The sequence below is a fragment of the Actinoplanes sp. NPDC026619 genome (assembly GCF_040638295.1).
GTDB lineage: Bacteria > Actinomycetota > Actinomycetes > Mycobacteriales > Micromonosporaceae > Actinoplanes.
Map to the genome: position 1 here is coordinate 847,760 of NZ_JBEZYA010000001.1, position 25,202 is coordinate 872,961.

The following is a 25,202-nucleotide window of genomic DNA, read 5'->3' on the forward strand; positions in this document are numbered from 1 at the left end:
GCGATCTTGGAGACTTGATGCTCGGGCGGCGCGCTAACTGCCCAAGATCGGGAGAGCCGGCCCTCCGCTGTGCGGCCAACCCGCGATCTTGGAGACTTGATGCTCGGGCGGCGCGCTAACTGCCCAAGATCGGGAGAGCCGGCCCTCCGCTATGCGGCCAACCCGCGATCTTGGAGACCTCGTGCTCCAGCGGCGCGCTAACTGCCCAAGATCGGGAGAGCCGGCCCTCCGCTGTGCGGCCAACCCGCGATCCTGAAGACCTGGGCGGGTGCCGCTGCGGGCGAGCGCGGGGCGGGTGGGCAGGCGCGCGAGGGGCGCGCTGCGGCCTGGGGTGGCACATGGTCGCGCTGGGTGGCGGGGGCGGCCTGGATGGGGGTGGGGCGGTGCTCGCCTCGTACTGCTGCGGGGGTGGAATTTAGAGGCGGGAGAGGATCGCCTCGGCCAGGCGGGGGGCCGCTTCGGGGGACTGGCGCAGGAAGAGCGAGGGCTCGGTCAGCTCCAGTTCCACCAGCAGCGGGGTTCCGTCGGGGCCGGGGATCAGGTCTACGCGGGCGTAGAGCAGGTCGCGGAGGCGTTCGGGGATGGCCGACAGGACGCGCTCGGCCGCCTGCAGCTCGGCGGGGGACGGGGTGCGGGTGGTGATGTCCTCGCTGCCGGGGTCGATCTTGCCTTCGTCGGGGCCGGTGAGCATGGGGCCCTTGCGTGCCGCGTGGCTGAAGGTGAGGCTGCCGGTGGCGTCGGGGAAGAACATCAGGGCGGTCTCGCCGGCGGTGTCCACGGCGGACAGGTACGGCTGGATCATCGCGGTGCGGCCGGCCGTCGTCAGTCTGGCCACATGGGCCTCGGCCAGCGCCAGTTGGGACGGCAGCGCGTAGCGGCCGGTGTCCTGGCTTCCGGCGCTGATCGTCGGCTTCACCACCCACTCGCCGCTGGACGGTGGACTCCAGAGCTCCCCCGGGCCCACATAGGCCGTGGGGGTCACCGGCGCGCCCGCGGCTGCGAGCTCGTGCAGGTAGCGCTTGTCGGTGTTCCACTCGACTACCGCGGCCGGATTGTGCAGGCGGGGCACCGATCGGGCCCAGGCGACGAACTCGTCGTGGCGGGCCACGTAGTCCCAGGGGGAACGCAGGACGGTCGCGGCGTAGGCCGGCCAGTCGGCCGTGGAATCGTCCCAGCGGACGATGTCGACCTGGGCGCCGCGGGCGGTGAGGGCGTCGCGCAGCGGGATGTCGTCGTCCCAGAGGGACGGAAGGAGACTGCAGGTAACGAGAGCGACCCGGGAGTGCTCCCGGGTCGCCTGGGTAGAAGTGAGCGAGGACAAGATCAGCGGGCCATGCTCCGGCGCGACATCGAGCGCCACAGGTCGTTGCTGGGGCGCATCTGATCCATGAGTTCGCGCTCCCACTCGTTCTCGATCTCGACGCCGGCGTTCTCACACGCCTGGCGGGCAATGTCGGTGCCATCGGCGAACTGGTCGGACCACTCGCCGTCCTGGCCGACGAGGACGATGCGGGCACCACGCTTGCCGACGTACTCGATGACCGCCTTCGCGCCGCCGTGACCGGCGGCGAAGGACTTGATCCCAGCGGTCAGTGTCGTATCGGAACCTTGAGCCATGACGGGCAGCCTAAGCACGTTTGCTGGGAGAGCAAGCACTGCCTGTGGCATTTTGTGACGACAATAACCAGGACGTTTACCTGCTGGACTCATTGGTATGGACCAATTGCGCCCGAATTGTCCGCATCAACAGGTTTCCATCGATGGGATGACAAACCGTTACCTCAAAAACCGGCAAAACGGTCAGACGAGCGCATCCACCGCGACGGCGATGAAGAGAATTGTCAGGTACGTGATGGACCAGTGGAACAGGCGCATCGGCTTCGCCGGCCGGCCCTTGCGGGTGCGCTGAACGAGCAGGAACGCCTCGCCCAGGAAGCAGGCGCCGGTGATGATCGCGGTAACGCCGTAGACCGGGCCCAGGCCGAGCGGCCAGGCGGCCAGCGAAGCGACCACAGTGAGGACTGTGTAGAGCGCGATCTCGAAGTTCACCCGGCCCATCGAGCGCACCACCGGCAGCATCGGGATGCCGGCGCGGGCGTAATCGTCCTTGTACTTGATGGCGAGCGCATAGAAGTGCGGCATCTGCCAAAAGAAGACAATCGCGAAAAGCGCCCATCCCATCGGCGCCACCGTGCCGGTCACCGCGGCCCATCCGATGATCACCGGGGCCGCTCCGCAGATGCCGCCCCAGAACGTGTTGGCGGGCGTGCGGCGCTTGAGCCACAGCGTGTAGATGACGTCGTAGTAGAAGATGGCGCCCGCGGTCAGCGCGGTCGCGAGCCAGTTGCTGAACACCGCCATCAGGGCCACGGAGATCACCGCGAGCGTCAGGCCGAAGATCAGCACGGCCCGCGGAGTCACGCTGTGTGCGGGCAGCGGGCGCCGCTTGGTGCGCCGCATCAGCTCGTCGATGTCGCGGTCGATGTAGCAGTTCAGCGCGCTGGCCGCACCACCGGCCAGAGCCCCGCCGACCAGCACGACGGCCAGCGTGCGCAGGTCGGGCCAGCCGCCGGAGGCGAGCATCAGGGTGGGCACCGCGGTGACCAGAAGCAGCTCGACGATCTGCGGCTTGGTCAGAGCCAGGTAGGCGCGCAGGACAGCGATCGGCCTTTTTTCCGAAACCGGCTGGCGTTCCTTGACGCCGGGCGCCCGTCCGGTGATGGGACGCTCGGTGATCATGCTCACGGACTGCCACCTTCCGGCATCGGCACTAGCCAACTCACGACCGTTGCCGGGGCAGCCCGGCGGCACGCTGGGACAGACTACGCGCAGCCGAATGCGCTGCTCCGGCGACCCGGCGGCGGTGCAAGTGGTCACACATGACCTGTCCGCTCTCAGCGTATGGGCCTCAGGCGTTCCCCGGGCGCGGGTTTACGGCAAGTGGATAGGGTCAACCTCAAAAGGGTTCCTAATCCATGCCCCGAGGAGCACAACCGACGTGGCTGCCAAAGATCCTGCTCTCAATTGGTCCGACCTCGACCGCAAAGCGGTGGACACCGTCCGGGTGCTGGCCATGGACGCCGTCGAGAAATCCGGCAACGGTCATCCCGGTACCGCTATGAGCCTCGCGCCGGCCGCGTACCTGCTGTTCAACCGCGTCATGCGGCACGACCCCACCGATCCGCACTGGGCCGGCCGCGACCGCTTCGTGCTCTCCTGTGGGCACTCCAGCCTCACCCTCTACATTCAGCTCTACCTCTCCGGCTACAGCCTGTCGCTGGATGATCTGAAGCACCTGCGCCAGTGGGACTCGCTGACCCCGGGCCACCCGGAGTTCGGCCACACGCCGGGCGTCGAGATCACCACCGGCCCGCTCGGGCAGGGCATCGGCAACGCGGTGGGCATGGCGATGGCCGCCCGCCGCGAGCGCGGCCTGTTCGACCCGGCCACCGACGCCGGTAACTCAGTGTTCGATCACAACGTGTACGCAATGTGCTCGGACGGCGACATCGAAGAGGGCGTCAGCCACGAGTCGAGCGCCATCGCCGGCGTGCAGAAGCTCGGCAACCTCACGTTGATCTACGACGACAACGAGATCTCCATCGAGGACGACACCCGCATCGCCAAGAACGAGGACGTCGGCGCGCGCTACGCCGCCTACGGCTGGGACGTGCGGCACGTCGACTGGCGCAAGGGCGACCCGGACAAGGGCGACTACCACGAGGACGTCGAGGCCCTGTACAAGGCGATCCTCGACGGCCAGAAGGTGGCCGACAAGCCGACCTTCATCGTCCTCAAGACGATCATCGGCTGGCCCGCCCCGAACAAGCAGAACACCGGTAAGATCCACGGCTCCGCGCTGGGCGCCGACGAGGTCGCCGCGACCAAGACGGCCCTCGGCTGGGACCCGAACGAGTCGTTCGCGGTCGACGACAAGGTCCTCGAGCACGCCCGCGGCGCCGCCGAGCGCGGCCGGGCGGCGCACGCCGAGTGGCAGACCTCGTTCGACGCCTGGGCCAAGGGCAACGCCGAGGGCAAGAAGCTGTTCGACCGGGTCGAGGCCCGTGAGCTGCCGGACGGCTGGTTCGACGCCGTCCCGGTCTTCCCGGCTGACGAGAAGGGCATCGCCACCCGGGCCGCGTCCGGCAAGGTGCTCGACGCGCTCGCCCCGGTGCTGCCCGAGCTGTGGGGCGGCTCGGCCGACCTGGCCGAGAGCAACAACACCACGATGAAGGGCGAGCCTTCGTTCATCCCGGCGGAGTACGCCACCAAGGCGTTCCCCGGCAACGAGTTCGGCCGCACGCTGCACTTCGGCATCCGCGAGCACGGCATGGGCTCGATCCTCAACGGCATCACCGTGCACGGCGGCACCCGCCCGTACGGCGGCACGTTCCTGGTGTTCAGCGACTACATGCGCGGCGCCGTGCGGCTGTCGGCGCTGATGAAGCTGCCGGTCGTCTACGTGTGGACGCACGACTCGATCGGCCTCGGCGAGGACGGCCCGACGCACCAGCCGATCGAGACGGTCTCCGCGCTGCGCGCCATCGTCGGCCTCGACGTGGTCCGCCCGGCCGACGCCAATGAGACCGCCTGGGCCTGGCGCGGCGCGCTCGAGCACATCGACCGGCCGACCGCGCTCGCGCTGTCCCGGCAGAACCTGCCGACCGTCGACCGCAGCAAGTACGCGTCGGCCGAGGGCACCCTCAAGGGCGGTTACATCCTCTCCGAGGCGACCGGCGGCCAGCCCAGCGTGATCCTCATCGGCACCGGCTCCGAGGTGCAGCTCTGCCTCACCGCGCAGGAGCGCCTGGAGGCCGAGGGCACCCCGACCCGGGTCGTGTCGATGCCCTGCCAGGAGTGGTTCTACGAGCAGGACCGGGCATACCAGGAAGAAGTCCTGCCACGTGGCGTCAAGGCGCGCGTCACCGTCGAGGCTGGCATCCGGATGAGCTGGGACCGCATCCTTGGAGATGCGGGCGAGCCGGTCAGCATCGAGCACTACGGCGCCAGCGCGCCCGCCAAGATCCTTTTCGAGCAGTTCGGTTTCACCGCGGACAACGTGGTGGCAAAGGCCAACGCCGCCCTGGCCAAGGTCGGCGAGATCACCGGTCACAAGACCGGAAACTGAGGGAGTAAGCGATGACCGACCGGCTTGCCGAGCTCTCCGCCCAAGGTGTGGCGGTCTGGCTCGACGATCTCTCCCGCGTCCGCCTGACCACTGGTTCGCTGGAGAAGCTGCGCGTCGACCAGCATGTGGTCGGCGTGACCACGAACCCGAGCATCTTCCAGAAGGCGCTGTCCGACGCGGACGCCTACGACGACCAGCTCAAGGACCTCGCCGCGCAGGGGGTCACGGTCGAAGAGGCCGTGCGCCTGATGACCGCCAAGGACGTGCGGGCCGCGTGTGACGTCATGCGCCCGGCGTACGACGCGTCCAAGGGCGTCGACGGCCGCGTGTCGATCGAGGTCGACCCGCGCAAGGCGCACGAGACCGAGAGCACCGTGGCCGAGGCCAAGACGCTCTGGTGGCTCGTCGACCGGGAGAACCTGTACATCAAGATCCCGGCGACCCTCGCGGGCCTGCCGGCGATCACGGCGACCCTGGCCGCCGGGATCAGCGTGAACGTGACGCTGATCTTCTCGCTGGACCGCTACCGCGCGGTCATGGAGGCGTTCCTGGCCGGCCTCGAGCAGGCCAAACTCAACGGCCACGACCTGTCCAAGATCGGTTCGGTGGCGTCGTTCTTCGTCTCCCGCGTGGACACCGAGGTGGACAAGCGGCTCGACAAGATCGGCAGCGACGAGGCCAAGTCGCTCAAGGGCAAGGCTGCCATCGCCAACGCCCAGCTGGCGTACGAGGCGTACACCGAGGTGTTCGGCACCGACCGGTGGAAGACCCTCGCGGGCGCCGGCGCGCACCCGCAGCGTCCGCTGTGGGCCTCGACCTCGACCAAGAGCCCCGAGTTCAAGGACACGATCTACGTCGAGGAGCTGATCGCCCCCGGGACGGTCAACACCATGCCCGAGTCGGTGATCTTCGCGTACGAGGACCACGGCGACACCCGCGGCGACACCGTCTCCGGCGCGTTCGACGACGCCAAGAAGGTCATGACCGACCTGGCCGGCGTGGGCATCGACTTCAACGACGTCGTGAAGGTCCTCGAGGACGAGGGCGTCGACAAGTTCGAGGTCAGCTGGAAGGAACTGCTCGACGGCGTCACCAAGTCGCTGAAGGCGGCGGCCAAGGGCTCCGACAGCCCCAGCGACGCGGCTTAGTTTTCATGCGCCGGGGCCTACGGGCCCCGGCGTACTTCCGGCGTAGGACACCGATAACTGGCAGGATGGACCACGTGGGCAATCCGCTGCGTACCGCACAGGACCGCAGGCTCCCGCGCATCCCGGAGCCCTGCGCTCTGGTGATCTTCGGAGTCACCGGTGACCTGTCTCGAAAGAAGCTCATCCCGGCCGTCTACGACCTGGCCAACCGCGGTCTCCTGCCGCCCGGTTTCGTGGTGCTGGGCTTCGCCCGCCGCGACTGGGGTGACGGCGACTTCGAGTCCCTGGCGATGGAGGCGGCGAAGAAGGGCGCCCGGACCCCGTGGCGTGAGGACGTCTGGCAGCGACTCGCCAGCCAGTTCCAGTTCGTGCCCGGCTCGTTCGACGACGACGCCGCCTTCGACCACCTGGCCGAGACGCTCGACGATCTGCGTCAGCGCAACGGCATCCCGGGCAACGCCGCCTTCTACTTCTCCATCCCGCCGGCTGCCTTCCCGCTGGTGCTCAACCAGCTGGCCCGCACCGGGATGGCCGACAACGCCAAGTCCGGTGGCTGGCGCCGCGTCGTCGTGGAGAAGCCGTTCGGCAACGACCTGGCCAGCGCGATCTCGCTGAACCAGCTCGTCGACGAGGTCTTCACCCCGCAGGACGTCTACCGGATCGACCATTACCTGGGCAAGGAGACGGTCCAGAACATCCTGGCGCTGCGCTTCGCAAACAGCCTGTTCGAGCCGGTGTGGAACTCGAAATACGTCGACAGCGTGCAGATCACCATGGCCGAGGACGTCGGCATCGGCAGCCGCGCCGCGTTCTACGACGCGTCCGGCGCCGCCCGCGACGTCCTGCAGAACCACCTGCTCCAACTGCTCGCGCTGGTGGCCATGGAAGAACCGACGAGCTTCGACCCCAATGACGTACGCGCGGAGAAGCTCAAGGTCCTGAAGGCGATCGCGATCCCGAAGGACGTCGCCACGGGTTCCGTCCGCGGGCAATACCTGCCGGGCTGGGTGGCCGGCGAGCGCGCCGTGGGCTACCTCGAGGAGAAGAACATCCCGGCCGACTCCACGACCGAGACGTATGCGGCGGTCCGCCTGGGAATTCAGAACCGCCGCTGGGCCGAGGTCCCGTTCTACGTACGCGTCGGCAAGCGCATGCCACGCCGGGTCACCGAGATCGCGATCCTCTTCAAGCGCGCGCCGCACCTGCCGTTCGACCCGGCCGACGTGGAGATGCTGGGCAACAACCAGCTGGTCCTGCGGGTCCAGCCGGACGAGGGCGTGGTGCTCAAGTTCGGTTCCAAGGTGCCGGGGACCACGATGGAGGTCCGCGACATCGCGATGGACTTCCAGTACGGCGAGGCGTTCACCGAGTCCAGCCCCGAGGCGTACGAGCGGCTGGTGCTGGACGTGCTGGTCGGCGACCGGACCCTGTTCCCGGACGCCGCCGAGATCGAGCAGAGCTGGCAGGTCATCGACCCGCTGGAGGAGGCCTGGGCGGGCACCAAGCCGGAGCCCTACCGTTCCGGCGAGTGGGGCCCGCGCGCGTCCGACGAGATGCTGGCCCGCGAGGGTCGCGCCTGGCGGCGTGCCTAATGGTTAGGGGAACGAAGTGATCGGCTTGTGGGACACCAACGGCAACGAGGTCATCAAGGCCCTCGCCGCCGAGCGGCGCAGCGCCGGTGGCGTCGCCTCCGGCCTCGCCCTGACCCTGGTCGCGGTCGTCGAGGAGAAGAAGGTGCGCGAGGCCGAGGCCGCCGCGACCATCGCGGCCGCCGCGCACCCCTGCCGCCTGCTGATCGTGGTCCGCTCCGACCTGGAGGGCCGCAGCCGCCTCGACGCCGAGATCGTCGTCGGTGGCCGCCTCGGCCCGGCCGAGGCGGTCGTCATGCGGATGTACGGTCGTCTTGCGCTGCACGCCGAGTCGGTCGTCATGCCGCTGCTCGCCCCGGACGTCCCGGTGGTCACCTGGTGGCACCAGGAGCCGCCGGACACGATCGCCAACGACTTCCTCGGCGTCGTTGCGGACCGCCGCATCACCGACTGCGCACAGTCGCCCGACCCGGTGGCCGCGCTGCGCCAGCGGGCCGTCGACTACGCCCCCGGCGACACCGACCTCACCTGGACCCGGATCACGCTGTGGCGCACCCTGGTGGCCGGCGCGTTCGACACCACCGACGAGCGGGTCACCGGCGCCACCATCGTCGCGCCGGAGAAAGACCCGACCGCCTGGCTGATGAAGGGCTGGCTGCAGTCGCGCCTCGGCATCGTGCCGAAGCTGGAGGCCTCCGACCGCTCCCCGCGGATGCACTCGGTCGAGCTGGAATGCGCCAACGGCGACTGCGTGCGGGTGACCCGCGAGGAGAACACCGCGCTGTTCAGCCGCACCGGCCAGGAAGACCGTTACATGCCGCTGCCGAAGCGGCCGGTCGGTGACGAACTGGCCGAGGAGCTGCGCCGGCTCGACGCCGACCAGATCTACTCGGAGGCTCTGGGCGCCATGGGCGGCGCCACCGGGCTCGACCACCGGCCCCCGATGCGGGTGCACGTCTGGAAGGACCCGGCTCTCGCCGCCCGCGCGGGCGAGCCCGAGGAGGCCGGCGCGATGGCCGGACCGGGCGGAACCGCCGCCTGACCACGGAAACGAAGCAGGGCCGCCCGCCATCATGGTGGGCGGCCCTTCCCCTTAGGAGGAGCACGTGAGCAAGACCCTGGTCGTGGTGGTACCGGACGCCGACGTCCTGGCCGCCACCGTGGCGTCCCGCCTGGTCGCGAAGATCGTGGACGCGCAGGCGGACCGCGGCACGGCGAGCGTCGTGCTGACCGGCGGCCGGATCGCCAAGAAGGTCCTGGAGACCGTCAAGGACCTGCCGGCCGCGGCCGCGATCGACTGGTCACACGTGGATCTGTGGTGGGGCGACGAGCGGTTCCTGCCGCCCGGGGACGGCGAGCGCAACGAGACGCAGGCCCGCGCCGCGTTGCTCGACAGCCTGCCGCTGGACCCGGCGAAGGTGCACGCGATGCCGGCCGACGACGGGCAGGGCGTGGAGGCGGCGGCCGCGGCCTACGCCGCGGAGCTGGGTGACCCGGTGCCGGTCTTCGACGTGCTGATGCTGGGCGTCGGCGAGGACGGGCACGTGGCGTCGCTCTTCCCCGACCACCCGGTCCTGAACGAGACCAGCACGACGACGGCAGCCGTGCACAACAGCCCGAAGCCGCCGCCCAACCGGGTCACGCTGACCATGCCGACGATCCAGACCGCCGACGAGGTGTGGCTGATCGCGGCCGGGGCGGACAAGACCACCTCGGTCGGCGCCGCCCTCAACGGCGACAAGGCCAAGCCGGCCGCGCACGCGACCGGCGTCGGCCGGACCTACTGGCTGCTCGACCGGGCCGCCGCCGCGGACGTGGCGGCCCGGCCCTAGCCGGCTGTTCGCCGCCTGCTGTTCGCCGCTTGCTATTCGCCGCGGCGCTGGCGAACCTTGGCCAGCGCCTCGGCGAGGATCTTGGCGCCGTCCTCGTCGCTGCGGCGCTCCTTGACGTACGCCAGATGCGACTTGTACGGCTCTGCGCGCAGGCGGCCGGGCGGGTTCTCCCCGTCGAGGCCCGCCGGCTGTCCGCAACGCGGGCAGTCCCACGTGTCGGGCGCGGGCGCCTCGGCCGAGAACTTGATCTCACTCGCGTGGCCGGCGGCGCAGAAGTAGGTCACTTCCCGTCGCGGGGCGGGCTCGCTGCGCTCGTCGGGTCGCATCGGGCTGGACCCGACACGGCTGCCGCGGATCGCACTGCCACTGGACACGGACGTCACTCCTGTCTCGAGGGCTGTATGTCAATGGGCCAGAAACATGGCCGTAATGAAGCCTCTAAAAACACCACGCGCCCGGCTGAACCGGACGCGCGGCAGATTCTACGACCAAATATGACGGTCAGGAAGCAGGCAGGGCCAGGCGCAGCCAGAGTCCCAGACCGACGATGCAAGCGAACCAGACGATGCCCACGAGCACGGTGTAGCGGTCGAGGTTCTTCTCCGCCACCGAGGAACCGGCCAGGCTGGAGGTGACGCCACCGCCGAACATGCTCGACATGCCGCCGCCCTTGCCGCGGTGCAGCAGGATCAGCAGGGTCAGCACAAGGCTGGTGAGCACGAGCAACACGATCATCGTGTACGCGAACCACATCGGCATGATCGGGGTCATTCCTCTCGAAGGACAGACAGCGCCCCCAGAATAGCCGGTGCCCGGCCGCACTCGGCGACCGGGCACACAGGCTGTTTCAGCGAGCCACGTGCTCCTGGTAGCGCGCGATGGAGACGAACTCGTCCGCCGCCAGCGAGGCGCCACCGACCAGCACGCCGTCCACGTCCGGCTGTGCCATGATCGAGGCGATGTTGGCCGCCTTGACCGAGCCGCCGTACTGGATGCGCACGGCCTCGCCGACCTCGGCGCCGTACTTCTCGGCGATCGCCGCGCGGAGGGCCTTGCAGACCTCCTGGGCGTCGTCCGGGGTCGCGGTCTTGCCGGTGCCGATCGCCCAGACCGGCTCGTACGCGACGACGACCGACTTGACCTGCTCGGGCTTCAGCCCGGTCAAGCCGGCCAGCACCTGGTTGGTGCAGTGCGCGACGTGCGTGCCCTCCTCGCGGGTCACCAGGCCCTCGCCCACGCACAGGATCGGCGTGATCTCGTTCGCGAAGGCCGCCTTCACCTTCGCGTTGACCAGCGCGTCGTCCTCGTCGTGGTACTCACGGCGCTCGGAGTGACCGGCCAGCACGTAGGAGACGCCCAGCTTCGCGAGCATCGAACCGGAGATCTCCCCGGTGTACGCGCCGCTGGAGTGCTGGGAGATGTCCTGCGCGCCGAACTCGATGTGCAGCTTGTCGCCCTCGATCGCGGTCTGCACGCTGCGCAGATCGGTGAACGGCGGCAGCACGACGACTTCCACGTCGGCCAGCTGCTTCTCGTTGAGGCTCGCGGCCAGCTTCTGCACCAGGAGGATGGCCTCGAAATGGTTGAGGTTCATCTTCCAGTTGCCGGCCACGATCGGGCGGCGGGGGGTCGGGTCGGTCATGATCTCACTTCTCCAGGGCTTCGACGCCGGGCAGCTTCTTGCCCTCGAGGTATTCCAGGGAGGCGCCTCCACCGGTGGAGATGTGCCCGAACGCGGATTCGTCGAGGCCGAGGGTACGCACGGCCGCGGCCGAGTCGCCACCGCCGACCACGGAGAATCCGTCGATCTTGGTGATGGCCTCGGCGACGCCCCGGGTGCCGGCCGCGAACGGCGCCAGCTCGAAAACGCCCATCGGGCCGTTCCAGAAGACAGTCTTCGCGGACGAGATCGTCTCGGCGAACAGGGCGACCGATTCGGGGCCGATGTCCAGTCCGAGCCGATCAGCCGGAATGTCGGAAACAGCCACGGTGTCAAAAGCCGCGTCGGCCGAGAACTCCGAGGCAGCCACGATGTCCACCGGCAGCACGATCCGGCCCGCGGCCTCTTCCAGCAGGGCGGCGCAGGTGGAGATCATCTCGGCCTCGAGCAGCGACTTGCCGACCTCGTGCCCCTGAGCCTTCAGGAACGTGAAGCACATGCCGCCGCCGACGAGCAGCTTGTCGACCTTCGGCAGCAGCGCCTTGATCACGGCGAGCTTGTCGGAGACCTTCGAGCCACCGAGCACGACCACGTACGGCTGCTCGGGGCTCTCGGAGACGCGACGAAGGACCTCGACCTCTTTCAGGACGAGACCACCGGCGTAGTGCGGGAGCAGCGAAGGTACGTCGTACACCGAAGCGTGCTTGCGGTGCACCGCACCAAAAGCGTCATCGACGTAGAAATCGGCAAAAGAGGCCAGCTGCGCCGCGAAGGCCGCACGCGCGGCGTCGTCCTTCGCGGTCTCGCCCTCGTTGAAACGGAGGTTCTCCAGCAGGAGCACCTGGCCGTCCGTCAACGCCGCGACCTTCTCCGACGCATCGGAACCGACGGTGTCGGAAGCGAAGATCACCGGGGACGCAAGGAGCTCACCCAGGCGCGTGGCCACGGGAGCGAGGGTGTACTTCGGGTCCGGCGCGCCCTTCGGGCGGCCGAGGTGCGACATCACGATGACGCGGGCACCCGCGTCACGCAGGGCCACCAGCGTCGGCAGCACCGCACGGGCGCGGCCGTCGTCGCTGATGACGCCAGGGCTGGCCTTGTCGAACGGGACGTTCAGGTCGGCGCGCACGAGCACGCGCCGACCCGAGACACCCTCGCCGAGCAGGTCGTCGAGAGTCTTCATCGAAGGTCAGCCGACCAGCTTGACCAGGTCGACGAGGCGGTTCGAGTAGCCCCACTCGTTGTCGTACCAGCCGACGACCTTGACCTGGTTGCCGATCACCTTGGTGAGGCCGGCGTCGAAGATGCACGAGGCCGGGTCGGTGACGATGTCCGACGACACGATCGGGTCCTCGGTGTAGACCAGGATGCCCTTGAGCGGGCCGTCCGCGGCCGCCTTGATCGCCTGGTTGACCTCGTCGACCGAGGTCTCCTTGGAGGCGGTGAAGGTCAGGTCGGTGGCCGAGCCGGTGGGGATCGGCACCCGCAGCGCGAAGCCGTCCAGCTTGCCCTTGAGCTCCGGCAGCACCAGGCTGACGGCCTTCGCGGCGCCGGTCGAGGTCGGCACGATGTTCAGGGCGGCGGCGCGGGCGCGGCGCAGGTCCTTGTGCGGGCCGTCCTGCAGGTTCTGGTCCTGGGTGTAGGCGTGGATCGTGGTCATCAGGCCACGCTCGATGCCGATCGTGTCGTTGAGCACCTTCGCCATCGGCGCGAGGCAGTTCGTGGTGCAGGAAGCGTTCGAGATGATCGTGTGCTTCGCACCGTCGTACAGGTTGTCGTTGACGCCCATCACGATGGTGATGTCTTCGTTCTTGGCCGGCGCCGAGATGATGACCTTCTTCGCGCCGTTGTCGACGTGCGCCTTGGCCTTGGCGGCGTCGGTGAAGAAGCCGGTCGACTCGATGACGACGTCCGCGCCGACATCGCCCCAGTGCAGGTTGGCCGGGTCGCGCTCGGCGAACGCCTTGAAGGTGTTGCCACCGACGGTGATCTCGTCGGCGGTGGCTTTCACCTCGTGGCCGAGGCGGCCGAGGATCGAGTCGTACTTGAGCAGGTGCGCCAGCGTGGCGTTGTCGGTCAGGTCGTTCACGCCGACGATCTGGATGTCCGCGCCGGAGGCGAGAACCGCGCGGAAGAAGTTACGTCCGATTCGGCCGAAGCCGTTGATGCCAACCCGGATGGTCACAGGTGGATCTCCTCGTTTCGGTCCGCCGGGTTTCGTCGACCGGCGGAGGGTCTCTGCACGCCGAAGTGCTTGAGCAATCGGCGTAGGGGCGTCCGGCCGCCGCGCTCCCCACAGAGCGACCCAGGGAGGGAATGCGCCGCACCGAACTGGCGGCGTCACAGCGCGGCCGGCCGCACTGCCGGCACCGTCGCCGTCGTTACGACCCTATCCGAGCCACCCGCCAGCCGAGAGGCCGGGTGGGTTACCGGGGAGTGACCAAGGTCCTCTTTCCGAACTTCGTTCAAAACCCTTTTACAGTACGGATAACGGCAGGTCCCCGGTTATCCACGCGACCTACGCGGCCCCTCACGGCCGCAACGCGCCTTTCGCGTGTGGCGTCACGTAACGCGATCACCGCGGGCCTTCAGCGGCCTGCCGCGGTGCGGCGTCCACGCGAAGCGCGGAGGGGCGCTTCGCGCTCCGGTGACCGATCGCCTCACGCGAGAGTCGCGCTGCGGCCTGGCCTCGCGGTCAGGCCGCGCTGTGCAGCCGGGTACAAGTGCTGACGCGTACTGCTAAGAAAGCGTGAGCAGGACGACCAAGCGCTCGCCGGTGGTCTTGATCTGATCGCCAGTGATGATCAACACGCCATCATTTCGGGGGTGACGGCCGCTTCGGTGTCGGGGATGCCCAGGTCGCGGGCCCTCTTGTCAGCCAGGGCGAGCAGGCGGCGGATGCGGCCGGCGATCGCGTCCTTGGTCAGTGGCGGGTCGGCGAGCGCGCCCAGTTCCTCCAGCGAGGCCTGGCGGTGCTCCAGACGCAGGCGGCCCGCGCTGGTCAGGTGGTTGGGGGCCTCGTCGGCGAGGATCTCCAGGGCGCGGGTGACCCGTGCGGCCGCCGCCACCGCGGCGCGGGCCGAGCGGCGCAGGTTGGCGTCGTCGAAGTTGGCCAGCCGGTTCGCGGTCGCCCGGACCTCGCGGCGGACCCGGCGCTCCTCCCAGGCCAGCACGCTGGAGTGCGCGCCGATGCGGGTGAGCAGCGCGGCGATCGCGTCGCCGTCCTTGATCACCACCCGGTCGACGCCGCGGACCTCGCGCTCCTTGGCGGTGATGCCGATCCGCCGGGCCGCGCCGCGCAGGGCGAGCGCCGCCTCCGGGCCGGGGCAGGTGATCTCGAGGGCGCTGGAGCGGCCGGGCTCGGTGAGCGAGCCGTGCGCCATGAACGCGCCCCGCCAGGCCGCGACGGCGCAGCAGACGTTGGCCGAGACCACGTGCGGCGGGAGGCCGCGGACCGGGCGGCCACGCACGTCGAGCAGGCCGGTCTGGCGGGCCAGGGCCTCGCCGTCCTTGACGATGCGGACGATGTAGTGGCTGCCCTTGCGCAGGCCGCCGGAGGCGAGAACGTGCACCTCGCTCGGATAGCCGTAGACGTCGGCGATCTCCCGGCGCAGGCGGCGGGCCACGGCGCCGGTGTCCAGCTCCGCCTCGACCACCACCCGGCCGGACACGATGTGCAGCCCGCCGGCGAAACGCAGCAGCGCCGCCATCTCCGCCCGGCGACAGCAGGGCTTGGGCACGTCGACCCGGCTCAGCTCATCCTTCACCGCTGCCGTCATAGCCATCGTGTGTATGTCACCTCATGCGCCGGATCTTGAACAATAAGTGCCTGCAGTACGCCTGTGCTTAACGAGCGGCGCCCAATACTGGCACCAGTGCAACGCCCAACGACTCAGGATCATGCCTTGGGCTGCCGTCCGCAACGGCCAAGGGTGCCAACACCAAATGGGCGCCCAGGGTTTCGGCCGCGCGGCGCACGGGTTCCGGTTCACCCACCCACTTCGTGTCGGCGAGCACCGTGTCGGCCCGGAACGCCGGAAGGTACCAGCTCAGGGCAGCCAGGTGATCCGCCGCCGACAGGCCGAGGGTCTCGTTGTCGGTGGACAGGTTGAGCGTCACCAGCTTGCGGGCCGGGCTGGCCACGATCGCCCCGGCCAGCCCGGGCGTGAGCAGGTGCGGCAGCACGCTGGTGTACCAACTGCCCGGACCGAAGATCAGCCAGTCGGCGGTGCGGATCGCCTCGGTCGCCTGCTCGCAGACCGGCGGGTCGGCCGGCTTTATCCGGACCGCCTCGACGTGCCCGAGCGCCACCGCGACCGCGTGCTGCCCCCGCACCGTGACCACGTCGCCGGGCCGGTCCGGGTCGGCGCCGAGCACGTCGGCCTCGATGCCGACCGCGTGCCGGGCCATCGGCAGCACCCGGCCGCGCGCGCCGACCAGGGTGGCCGCGTGGTCGAGGGCGGCCACCGGGTCGCCGAGCATCTCCATCAGGCCGAGCAGCAGCAGGTTGCCGACGGCGTGCCCGGCCAGCGAGTCGCGGCCGGCGAAGCGGTACTGCAACAACTCCGCGGTCAGCTGGCGGGCCGGGTCGTCGGCGGCCAGCGCGGCCAGCGCCTGCCGGAGATCGCCCGGCGGCAGCAGCGCGTCGCGCTCGGCACGCAGCCGGCCGCTGGAGCCGCCGTCGTCGCCGACCGTGACGACCGCGGTGATGTCCAGCTCGATCTCCCGGTTCGCGTGCCGCAGGGCACGGAGGGAGGCGCCGAGCCCGTGGCCTCCCCCGAACGCGACGACACGAACGGCCGTCACTCCCGCCCCAGGTCGCGGTGCGAGGCGTGGGCCGCGAGCCGCATGTCGCGAAGCTGGGCGGTGAGCTCCTCGGTGATCGCGACACTGCGATGCTTGCCGCCGGTGCAGCCGACCGCGACCGTGAGGTAACGCTTGCCCTCCCGCTCGAAGCCGGACGCGGTGGAGGCGATCAGGCCCGCGTAGGTGCTCACGAACGTGCCGGCGCCCTCCTGGTCGAGCACGTATTTGCTGACCGCGTCCTCCAGGCCGGTGTGGTCGCGCAGCTCGGGAACCCAGAACGGGTTCGGCAGGAAGCGGGCGTCCAGCACGTAGTCGGCGTCGGGCGGCAGGCCGTACTTGAAGCCGAACGACAGCACCGTGATGCGCAGCCGGCGCACGTCCTCGCCGCCGAACAGCTCCTCCACCCGGCGGCGCAGCTGGTTCACGTTGAGGTGGCTGGTGTCGATGATCACGTCGGACTGCTCGCGGGCCTCGGCGAGCAACTGACGCTCGGCCGCGATGCCGTCGGCGAGCCGGCCGTCGCCCTGCAGCGGGTGCGAGCGGCGCACCGACTCGAACCGGCGGATCAACACCTCGTCGTCGGCGTCGACGAACACCACCCGCGGCGAGAAGCCGCGCTCCTTGAGCGCGCGCACGGCGCCGGCCAGGTCGGTGGAGAAGGCCCGGCTGCGCACGTCGAGCACCATGGCCGTGCGGCGGGCGGCGCCACCGGCCTGGAACGCGAGCTGGGCCATATCCAGCATCAGCGCCTGCGGCAGGTTGTCCACCACGTAGAAGCCCACGTTTTCCAGGGCCCGGGCCACCGTGCTGCGACCGCCACCGGACACGCCGGTCACGACCACCAGATCGGTAGCCACCTCGTCCGGGTCCACCGCGTCAGCCGCGAACTCCGGCAACGACTCCGTCACGCACGCCTCCAGCGTCGATCAATCCGTGCCCCCATGGAGCCCCCTCGGACGGACACAACATCCTAGGCCGAATCGGCTCAGCGAGTCCGGCCCGTCCGCTATTCGTGTCAACACCGTGGCCGGACCGGCTACTCCGACTTCTCCTCGGCCATCGCCGCCTTGACCACCGAGGTCTTGACCGGTGCGGGCGCCGGCAGGCTGCTGCCCGCCCGGGTGCCGGTGCGGGTGCGGGTGCGGCCCGCGCCACCGGGCGGGACATCGCCGGCCTCGTTCTCCCCCTCGGCGGCCGGGGCCGGCGGTTTCAGCGTGGCCAGCAGGGTCTCGGCGGTGCGCTTGCCGATGCCCGGCACCTCGGTGATCTCCTCCACCGTCGCGGCGGAGAGCCGCTTGAGCGAGCCGAAGTGCCGCAGCAGCGCCTTGCGCCGGGTCTCCCCCAGCCCCGGGATGCTGTCGAGCGCCGAGCCGGTCATCCGCTTCGACCGGCGCTGCCGGTGGAAGGTGATGGCGAACCGGTGCGCCTCGTCGCGCGCCCGCTGCAACAGATAGAGCGCCTCGGAGGTGCGCGGGAAGATCACCGGGAAGTCGTCGCCGGGCAGCCAGACCTCTTCCAGCCGCTTGGCCAGCCCGCACAGGGCGACGTCGGTGATGCCGAGGTCGGCGAAGACCTCGGCGACCGCGTTGACCTGCGGCTGGCCGCCGTCGACCACGACCAGCTGCGGAGGGTAGGCGAAGCGGCGCGGCTTGCCGGTGAGCGGATCGATGCCGGGCAGCTCCTTGGTCGCGATCCCGCCCTCGTCGCCCTCGTCGCCCTCGCCGGCGTGGCCGTCGCCGTCGTCGCCGTGCAGGAGCTCGTCGGCCTGGTCGTCGGCCACGTCGGACTCCGGCTGGTCGCGCGGCGCGTCGGCGCCCGGCTGGGCCCGGAAGCGGGCGAACCGCCGGCGCATCACCTCGGTCATCGCGGACAGGTCGTCGGTGCCGCTGCCGTCCGGGTTGCCGCGCACCGCGAAACGACGGTATTCGCTCTTGCGGGGCAGGCCGTCCTCGAAGACCACCATGGACGCGACCACGTCGGTGCCCTGGATCTGGGACACGTCGAAACACTCGATGCGCAGCGGCGAGGTGTCCATGCCGAGCGCCTCGGCGATCTCGTCGAGGGCCTTGCTGCGGGTGGTCAGGTCGCCGGCCCGGCGCAGCTTGTGCCGCTGCAGCGACTCGCCGGCGTTGCGGGACACCGTCTCCATCAGGGATTTCTTGTCGCCGCGCTGCGGCACGCGCAGGCTGACCCGGCTGCCACGGCGGTCGGAGAGCCAGTCGGCCAGCGCCGGCGCGTCCTCCGGCAGGGCGGGCACGAGCAGCTCGCGCGGGACGTCGCCCTCGCCCTCGGTGTCGCCGTAGACCTGGGAGCAAAAATGGTGCACCAGGTCGCCGGTGGAGAGGTCCTCCACCTTTTCCACCACCCAGCCGCGCTGGCCGCGCACCCGGCCGTCACGCACGTGGAACACCTGCACGGCGGCCTCGAGCGGGTCCTCGGCGAAGGCGACCACGTCGGCGTCGGTGCCGTCGCCGAGCACCACGGTCTGCTTCTCCATGGCCCGGCGCAGGGCGGCGATGTCGTCGCGCAGCCGGGCCGCGCGCTCGAACTCGAGCTGCTCGGAGGCGGCCATCATGTCGTGCTCAAGCCGCTTGACGAACGTGTCGGTGCGCCCGGCCATGAAGTCGCAGAAGTCGTCGACGATGGCCCGGTGCTCGGCGGCGGAGACCTGGCCGGTGCAGGGTGCGGAGCACTTGCCGATGTAACCCAGCAGGCAGGGGCGGCCGATCTGACCGGAGCGCTTGAAGACGCCGGCCGAGCAGGTGCGCGCCGGGAAGACCCGCAGCAGCAGGTCGAGCGTCTCGCGGATGGCCCAGGCGTGCGAATAGGGGCCGAAATAGCGCACGCCCTTGCGCTTGGCGCCGCGCATCACCTGCAGGCGCGGGAACTCCTCGTTGAGGGTGACCGCGAGGAACGGATAGGACTTGTCGTCGCGGTATTTGACGTTGAACCGCGGGTCGAACTCCTTGATCCAGCTGAATTCCAGCTGCAGGGCCTCGACCTCGGTGCCGACCGTCACCCAGTCGACGCTCGCCGCGGTGGTCACCATCTGCTGGGTGCGGGCGTGCAGCGACCACGTGTCGGCAAAATAGGAGTTCAGCCTGTTCCGCAGGTTTTTGGCCTTGCCGACATAGATGACGCGGCCGGCCGGGTCGCGGAAGCGATAGACGCCCGGTGAGTCGGGAATTGAGCCCGGCGCGGGGCGGTACGTGGACGGGTCTGGCACGGGTCAACAGTAATGCGGGGGTCTGACATGATTACCCGACCGGAGGTCCGTTGCCGCCGCCACGGCGTCGGACCTCCGGCCTTGCATCAAGCCTTGACGATGTTGTCGCCGTCCACCTTGACCTTCGTCTCGGGCAGGGCCTTGGTGGCCGGCCCGGTGGTGGGCTCACCGGTCTCGATGGAAAATTTGCTGCCGTGGCACGGGCAGATGATCACGCCACCGTCCACCTTGTTCACGTCGCAGCCGACGTGCGTGCAGACCTTGCTGAACGCCTTGTAGGTGCCGGCGACCGGCTGGGTGATGACCAGGTCGCCCTTGATCACGCCACCGCCCTCGGGCACGTCGGCCGTGCTGGCGAGCGCGCTGCCGCCGGTCGTGCCGCCACCCGTGCTGGTGCCGCCACCGGCCGCGGTGCTGCCGGCCGGGGCCGGGTCGTTGCTGAAGCCGGTGCCGTTGGTGTTGGTGCTGCTGGTGCCGCAGGCGGCCAGGACCGCGGTGGTGCCGAGCGCGCCGGCGCCGAGCAGGACACCTCGGCGCGTGGAGGCCGTGCCCGAACGCCCCGGCGGCGGCTCCTCGGTGGGGAGCACGTTGTCGGTCCTCGTCTGCACGTCTGTCATCGGTTAGCCCTCCAGTGCATGTCCGCGATAGTGGTCACGCGGCGTCGCAGTTGTGTACGCGATGTTGGCCGAGCCGGTTCATGGATTCCGCGAAATTGTCCGCCCCCGGGGCGGCCCTTTCCCCGGCTTTAGGCGTCTTTGCCCGGCACCTTTGCATGCTGTTTACACACAAGCGGGCGCCGGGGTCGACCTTATGGCCTCGTCCGGCGCCCGTTGCTATGTGTCACCTGTGACCTTGCTGGAACTTTACGCTTCAACCAGCTTCCAGGGGCCGTTCTACACCGTGGCCTTGGCTTTCGCCCGGCTGGCCCGCGGCTTGGCCGGCGCCTTCGCTGCGGCCGGGGCGCCGTTGGCCTTGGCCGCGCGGGCGACCGCCGCGGCCGAGCCGGCCGGTTCGCCGTCCAGGCCGAGCACGTGCCGCAGGTATTGCCCGGTGTGACTCTCCGGCACCTCGGCCAGCTCCTCGGGGGTGCCGGTGGCCAGCACCAGACCACCCTTGCTGCCGCCCTCGGGGCCCATGTCGATCAGCCAGTCGGCCGTCTTGATCACGTCGAGGTTGTGCTCGATGGTGATCACCGTGTTGCCCTTGTCGACCAGGCCGTTGAGCACCAGCAGCAGCTTGCGGATGTCTTCGAAGTGCAGGCCGGTGGTGGGCTCGTCGAGCACGTAGACGGTGCGGCCGGTCGACCGCTTCTGCAGCTCGGAGGCGAGCTTGACGCGCTGCGCCTCGCCGCCGGACAGGGTCGGCGCGGGCTGGCCCAGCCGGACGTAGCCCAGACCGACGTCGACCAGCGTCTTCAGGTGCCGGTGGATCGACGTGATCGGCTCGAAGAAGGCCGCGCCCTCCTCGATCGGCATCTCCAGCACCTCGGAGATCGTCTTGCCCTTGTAGTGCACCTCGAGGGTCTCCCGGTTGTACCGCGCCCCCTTGCACACCTCGCACGGGACGTAGACGTCGGGCAGGAAGTTCATCTCGATCTTGATGGTGCCGTCGCCGGCGCAGTTCTCGCAGCGGCCGCCCTTGACGTTGAACGAGAACCGGCCCGGGCCGTAGCCGCGCACCTTCGCCTCGACGGTCTCCGCGAACAGCTTGCGGATGTTGTCGAAGACGCCGGTGTAGGTCGCCGGGTTCGACCGCGGGGTGCGGCCGATCGGCGACTGGTCGACGCCCACCACCTTGTCGACGTGCTCGAGGCCGGTCAGCCGGGTGTGCCGGCCGGGCACCATCCGGGCGCCGTTCACCTGGTTGGCCAGCACCGTGTAGAGGATGTCGTTGACCAGTGTGGACTTGCCGGAGCCGCTGACCCCGGTGACCGCGATGAACTGGCCCAGCGGGAAGCCGACGGTCAGGTTGCGCAGGTTGTGCTCGCGGGCGCCCTGCACGACCAGCTCGCGATCGGCCGTGTGCGGGCGGCGGGTGCGCGGCGTCGGGATCGACTTGCGGCCGGACAGATAGGCCCCGGTCGGCGATTCCTCGTTGGCCAGCAGGCCCTCGACTGAACCGCTGTGCACGATGTGGCCGCCGTGCTCGCCCGCGCCCGGCCCGATGTCGACGATCCAGTCGGCGGTGCGGATCGTGTCCTCGTCGTGCTCGACCACGATCAGCGTGTTGCCCAGCTTCTTGAGCCGCACCAGGGTCTCGATCAGCCGATGGTTGTCGCGCTGGTGCAGGCCGATCGACGGCTCGTCGAGCACGTAGAGCACGCCGACCAGGCCGGAGCCGATCTGGGTGGCGAGCCGGATGCGCTGCGCCTCGCCGCCGGACAGGGTGCCGGCGCCGCGGTCGAGCGAAAGGTATTCGAGGCCGACGTCGACCAGGAAGCGCAGCCGGGCGTTGATCTCCTTGAGCACCCGCTCGGCGATCATCTTCTGCCGGTCGTCGAGCTCGATGGTGGCCAGCAGCTCGGCGCAGTCACCGATCGACAGGTTGCAGACCTCGGCGATGCTCTTGCCGGCGATCGTCACGGCGAGAACCTCGGGCTTGAGCCGGGTGCCGCCGCAGACCGGGCACGGCACGTCGCGCATGTAGCCCTCGTACTTGTCCCGGGACCAGTCGCTCTCGGTGTCGTTGTGCCGGCGCTCGATCCACTGGATCACGCCCTCGAACCCGGTGTAATAGGAGCGCTCGCGACCGTACTTGTTGCGGTAGCGGACGTGGACCTGGTCTTCCGAGCCGTAGAGGATCGTCTTCTGCGCGCGGGCCGGCAGCGACCGCCACGGGGTGTCGACCGAGAACTTCTCGGCCTGGGCCAGGGCCTCGATCAGCCGCAGGAAGTATTCCTGGGTCTGGCCGCCGGCCCACGGCTGGATCGCGCCGCCGCGGAGACTGCGCTCCACGTCCGGGATGATCAGCTCGGGGTCGACCTCCTTCTTGGTGCCGAGGCCGGTGCACTCGGGGCAGGCGCCGTAGGGCGCGTTGAAGGAGAAGACCCGGGGCTCGAGGTCCTCGATCGCCAGCGGGTGGTCGTTGGGGCAGGCCAGGTGCTCGGAGAAGCGGCGCTCGCGGGCCGGGTCGTCCTCCGGCTGGTCGACGAAGTCGAGCAGCACGATGCCGCCGGCCAGCCCGAGCGCGGCCTCGACCGAGTCGGTCAGGCGTTGCTTGCTGGACGCCTTGACGCTGAGCCGGTCGATCACCACCTCGATGGTGTGCTTCTCCTGCTTCTTCAGCTTCGGCGGCTCGGTGAGCGGGTGCACCACGCCGTCGACCCGGGCCCGGGCATAACCCTTGGCCTGCAGCTCGGCGAACAGGTCGACATATTCACCCTTGCGGCCGCGGATCACCGGGGCGAGCACCATGAAGCGGGTGCCCTCCTCCATGGCGAGGACCCGGTCGACGATCTGCTGCGGGGTCTGCTTGCTGATCCGCTCGCCGCAGACCGGGCAGTGCGGGATGCCGGTGCGGGCGAAGAGCAGGCGAAGGTAGTCGTAGACCTCGGTGATGGTGCCCACCGTCGAGCGGGGGTTGCGCGAGGTCGACTTCTGGTCGATCGAGACGGCCGGCGACAGGCCCTCGATGAAGTCGACGTCGGGCTTGTCCATCTGCCCGAGGAACTGCCGCGCGTACGACGACAGGGACTCGACGTATCTCCGCTGACCCTCGGCGAAGATCGTGTCGAACGCGAGGCTGGACTTGCCCGAGCCGGAGAGCCCGGTGAAGACGATCATCGCGTCGCGGGGCAGGTCGAGGTTGACGTCGCGCAGGTTGTGCTCGCGCGCGCCTCGAATGATCAAACGGTCGGCCACCAGCCAGCCTCTCCGTACAGGTGTTTGAAACGAGCCGCGGCAACTCTAGCCAGGGGGTACGACAAGTTTTCGCCGAAACGGCCCGGCCCAGGTGCAGCGCCTGTCACATGACGCACATTCCCGCAGTTCAGGCCCGACTAACTCACCCTTGCGAGGGAACCGGCAGATAGCGTACGTCCCAGATCTGCACCCCGCCCACCAGCTGCGGCGGACCCAGCGCCTCGGTCAGCACCGTCTGGAGGGCGCCGCCGTTGCGGCTGTTCGGCACGAGCACGACCACGGCCGCGCGCCAGTAGGTCAGGTCCTTCTTGAGCGCGAGCTTCATGCCCTCGGTCATCGTCGGCACCTTGCCGGTCAGGCGGACCTGCGCCAGCAGGCGGGAGGTCCACCGCGGCGGCGCGCTCCACGAGCCGGTGTCGTTCGCGGGCGCGTCGGCCGGGCCCATGAAATAGCCGCGCGGCGTGCGGTAGTCGAGCAGGTTCAGGGTGGCCCACCGCTGCCCGGTGCGCCCGGTGGTGACGTCCGGCAGCGGCACCGTGACCAGAGTGCGGTCGTCGGGCACGTACTGCTTGTAGGTGCCCTGGGTGATGAACGGCGGCAGCGGGTCGCCGGCCACGATCGGCAGCGGCTTCGGGATCAGCGGCACCAGCGCGCAGACCAGCCCGGCGATGAACCAGCGGCGGCCCTTGACCGACATCGTCGGCATCCGGTCGGCGGCCAGCGCCAGCAGCACCCCGGCGATCGTCGACGGCACCAGGGCGAACCGGGTCACGCTCACCAGGTCGATCACCGGAATATGGCTGACCAGCCCGAACGGCAGCTTGAGCGAGGTGTCGTGGCCGTAGACCCGCAGCCGCGGGCCGAACGAGGCGAGCAGCACGACCAGGGCGGAGATCGCCGCGGCGCGGGCCGCCACCGACCGCCACAGCACGAGCACCGACACCAGGATCATGAGCAGGCCGATCGGGCCGAAGAACGTGTTGTCCTCGGTCGCGCTGACGCTCATCCGCCGGGTCAGCTCCGCGTTGCCGGCCAGCGACTGCCGGGCGAACCCGACCACCGACGCCAGGTCGGTCACGTACTTGTCCGGCTCGAACGGCTGGCCGTGGTAGTGGCCGCGGTGGAAGAACTGGAAATACAGCGGGTAGGCGAGCAGGACGACCGCCCCCAGGCCCGCGACGCCGAGGCCGGCCAGCATGCGGGGCGCGTCACGCATGGCGGTCTTCCAGGACATGGCCGCGTACGCGATGACGAAGACGCCCAGTGCCAGCGCGGTGAAGAGCAGCGACTCCTCGTTGATGAAGACCTGCAGCACGATCAGCGCCGCCAGGATCAGCCCGCCGCGAACCGCCCGGCCGGGCTCACGCAACCGCAGGACCTGCAGCACGATGAACGGGATCACGAACTGGTCGACGAAGTTCACGTGGCCGTTCGCGTGCGACACCATGGCCGGGCAGAAGCCGCACCACAGGCCGCCGATCCAGGCCGCCACCCGGCTCTTCACCAGGTGCCGGGACAACACCCAGTACCAGGCCCAGGCGGTGCCGGCGAGACCGATCGTGATCAGGAACGCGACCGTGACCCCGGCGCCGAGGAAGTGCGTGACCGGCGCCATCGGCAGGCCCAGCGCCAGCAGCGCCGTGTTGGCCATCATGTTGACGCCGTCCGGCGCGTTCAGCCGGTCGGTGAAGAACGGGTTGTCGCCGTGGAACACGACCCGCTCGCTGTGCGCGATCATGAACAGGAAAATGCCGTGATCGTCGTCGTTGCTGGCCAGCACGCGACCGTTCGGATCGCGCCAGAGCTGGCACATCACCACCAGCGACAGGACCACGTAATTAAGCAGGGCCCACAGGTCGGCGCGGCGCCGCCGGGGCGCGGCGACCGGCTCCTGGGGCTCGGGGGCCGCCTGTTCCTCGACGACCTCGTCCACCGCGCGCATCGGAGCATTCT

General features: G+C 69.6%; 20 protein-coding genes. 5 read left to right on the forward strand and 15 right to left on the reverse strand.

Annotation, left to right across the window (positions count from 1 at the left end; translation table 11 throughout):
- Nucleotides 1-415 precede the first annotated feature (415 nt).
- The 3 genes from AB0E90_RS04065 to AB0E90_RS04075 form a co-directional block, all read right to left on the reverse strand.
- Nucleotides 416-1,360: a hypothetical protein gene (locus AB0E90_RS04065; protein WP_360398765.1), complete on the reverse strand. Its 945-nt coding sequence runs from the start codon at nucleotides 1,358-1,360 to the stop codon at nucleotides 416-418.
- The gene (locus AB0E90_RS04070) at nucleotides 1,324-1,617 is read right to left on the reverse strand and encodes a hypothetical protein (protein WP_360398768.1); all 294 of its coding nucleotides are present in this window, start codon (nucleotides 1,615-1,617) and stop codon (nucleotides 1,324-1,326) included. Before AB0E90_RS04070 ends, AB0E90_RS04065 begins: the two co-directional genes overlap by 37 nt.
- 183 nt (nucleotides 1,618-1,800) lie before the next feature.
- Nucleotides 1,801-2,745, reverse strand: a complete 945-nt coding sequence (locus AB0E90_RS04075; RefSeq protein WP_360398771.1) for a heme o synthase — start codon at nucleotides 2,743-2,745, stop codon at nucleotides 1,801-1,803.
- A 328-nt stretch (nucleotides 2,746-3,073) separates the two neighbouring features.
- Between AB0E90_RS04075 and tkt the strand changes: the two genes are divergently transcribed.
- From tkt to pgl, 5 genes are all read left to right on the forward strand, one after another.
- On the forward strand, nucleotides 3,074-5,128 hold the full coding sequence (tkt, locus tag AB0E90_RS04080) for a transketolase (RefSeq protein WP_360399459.1): 2,055 nt from the start codon (nucleotides 3,074-3,076) through the stop codon (nucleotides 5,126-5,128).
- Nucleotides 5,129-5,139: 11 nt separating this feature from the next.
- Entirely contained in the window at nucleotides 5,140-6,276 is a 1,137-nt protein-coding gene (gene tal, locus AB0E90_RS04085) for a transaldolase (protein WP_360398774.1), read from the forward strand.
- Nucleotides 6,277-6,350: 74 nt separating this feature from the next.
- Entirely contained in the window at nucleotides 6,351-7,868 is a 1,518-nt protein-coding gene (gene zwf / locus AB0E90_RS04090) for a glucose-6-phosphate dehydrogenase (RefSeq protein WP_360398777.1), read from the forward strand.
- Nucleotides 7,869-7,884: 16 nt separating this feature from the next.
- Nucleotides 7,885-8,907, forward strand: coding sequence for a glucose-6-phosphate dehydrogenase assembly protein OpcA (locus AB0E90_RS04095; protein WP_360398780.1), 1,023 nt, complete (start codon nucleotides 7,885-7,887; stop codon nucleotides 8,905-8,907).
- A gap of 64 nt (nucleotides 8,908-8,971) precedes the next feature.
- On the forward strand, nucleotides 8,972-9,697 hold the full coding sequence (gene pgl, locus AB0E90_RS04100; protein ID WP_360398783.1) for a 6-phosphogluconolactonase: 726 nt from the start codon (nucleotides 8,972-8,974) through the stop codon (nucleotides 9,695-9,697).
- A 32-nt stretch (nucleotides 9,698-9,729) separates the two neighbouring features.
- Here the strand turns inward: pgl and AB0E90_RS04105 are convergent, their stop codons facing one another.
- From AB0E90_RS04105 to AB0E90_RS04160, 12 genes are all read right to left on the reverse strand, one after another.
- Nucleotides 9,730-10,071, reverse strand: a complete 342-nt coding sequence (locus AB0E90_RS04105) for an RNA polymerase-binding protein RbpA (RefSeq protein WP_360398786.1) — start codon at nucleotides 10,069-10,071, stop codon at nucleotides 9,730-9,732.
- 127 nt (nucleotides 10,072-10,198) lie between these two features.
- Nucleotides 10,199-10,456, reverse strand: coding sequence for a preprotein translocase subunit SecG (secG, locus tag AB0E90_RS04110; protein WP_360398789.1), 258 nt, complete (start codon nucleotides 10,454-10,456; stop codon nucleotides 10,199-10,201).
- Nucleotides 10,457-10,544: 88 nt separating this feature from the next.
- On the reverse strand, nucleotides 10,545-11,339 hold the full coding sequence (gene tpiA / locus AB0E90_RS04115) for a triose-phosphate isomerase (protein ID WP_360398792.1): 795 nt from the start codon (nucleotides 11,337-11,339) through the stop codon (nucleotides 10,545-10,547).
- A 4-nt stretch (nucleotides 11,340-11,343) separates the two neighbouring features.
- Nucleotides 11,344-12,540: a phosphoglycerate kinase gene (locus AB0E90_RS04120; protein ID WP_360398795.1), complete on the reverse strand. Its 1,197-nt coding sequence runs from the start codon at nucleotides 12,538-12,540 to the stop codon at nucleotides 11,344-11,346.
- Nucleotides 12,541-12,546: 6 nt separating this feature from the next.
- A complete protein-coding gene (gap, locus tag AB0E90_RS04125; protein ID WP_360398798.1) occupies nucleotides 12,547-13,542 on the reverse strand; it encodes a type I glyceraldehyde-3-phosphate dehydrogenase in 996 nt (331 codons plus the stop codon).
- A gap of 619 nt (nucleotides 13,543-14,161) precedes the next feature.
- The gene (gene whiA / locus AB0E90_RS04130) at nucleotides 14,162-15,142 is read right to left on the reverse strand and encodes a DNA-binding protein WhiA (protein ID WP_203821919.1); all 981 of its coding nucleotides are present in this window, start codon (nucleotides 15,140-15,142) and stop codon (nucleotides 14,162-14,164) included.
- 61 nt (nucleotides 15,143-15,203) lie between these two features.
- A complete protein-coding gene (gene yvcK / locus AB0E90_RS04135; protein ID WP_360398802.1) occupies nucleotides 15,204-16,163 on the reverse strand; it encodes a uridine diphosphate-N-acetylglucosamine-binding protein YvcK in 960 nt (319 codons plus the stop codon).
- A complete protein-coding gene (gene rapZ, locus AB0E90_RS04140; RefSeq protein WP_360399462.1) occupies nucleotides 16,160-17,059 on the reverse strand; it encodes an RNase adapter RapZ in 900 nt (299 codons plus the stop codon). The genes yvcK and rapZ overlap by 4 nt, the downstream gene beginning before the upstream one ends.
- 140 nt (nucleotides 17,060-17,199) lie before the next feature.
- On the reverse strand, nucleotides 17,200-19,389 hold the full coding sequence (gene uvrC / locus AB0E90_RS04145) for an excinuclease ABC subunit UvrC (protein ID WP_360398805.1): 2,190 nt from the start codon (nucleotides 19,387-19,389) through the stop codon (nucleotides 17,200-17,202).
- An 86-nt stretch (nucleotides 19,390-19,475) separates the two neighbouring features.
- Nucleotides 19,476-20,006 carry a Rieske (2Fe-2S) protein gene (locus AB0E90_RS04150; protein ID WP_360398808.1) on the reverse strand — a complete coding sequence of 177 codons (531 nt, stop codon included), beginning with the start codon at nucleotides 20,004-20,006 and terminating at the stop codon, nucleotides 19,476-19,478.
- A gap of 276 nt (nucleotides 20,007-20,282) precedes the next feature.
- The gene (uvrA, locus tag AB0E90_RS04155; RefSeq protein ID WP_360398811.1) at nucleotides 20,283-23,249 is read right to left on the reverse strand and encodes an excinuclease ABC subunit UvrA; all 2,967 of its coding nucleotides are present in this window, start codon (nucleotides 23,247-23,249) and stop codon (nucleotides 20,283-20,285) included.
- Nucleotides 23,250-23,391: 142 nt separating this feature from the next.
- Nucleotides 23,392-25,191, reverse strand: a complete 1,800-nt coding sequence (locus tag AB0E90_RS04160; RefSeq protein ID WP_360398814.1) for a hypothetical protein — start codon at nucleotides 25,189-25,191, stop codon at nucleotides 23,392-23,394.
- Between the last annotated feature and the right edge of the window lie 11 nt (nucleotides 25,192-25,202).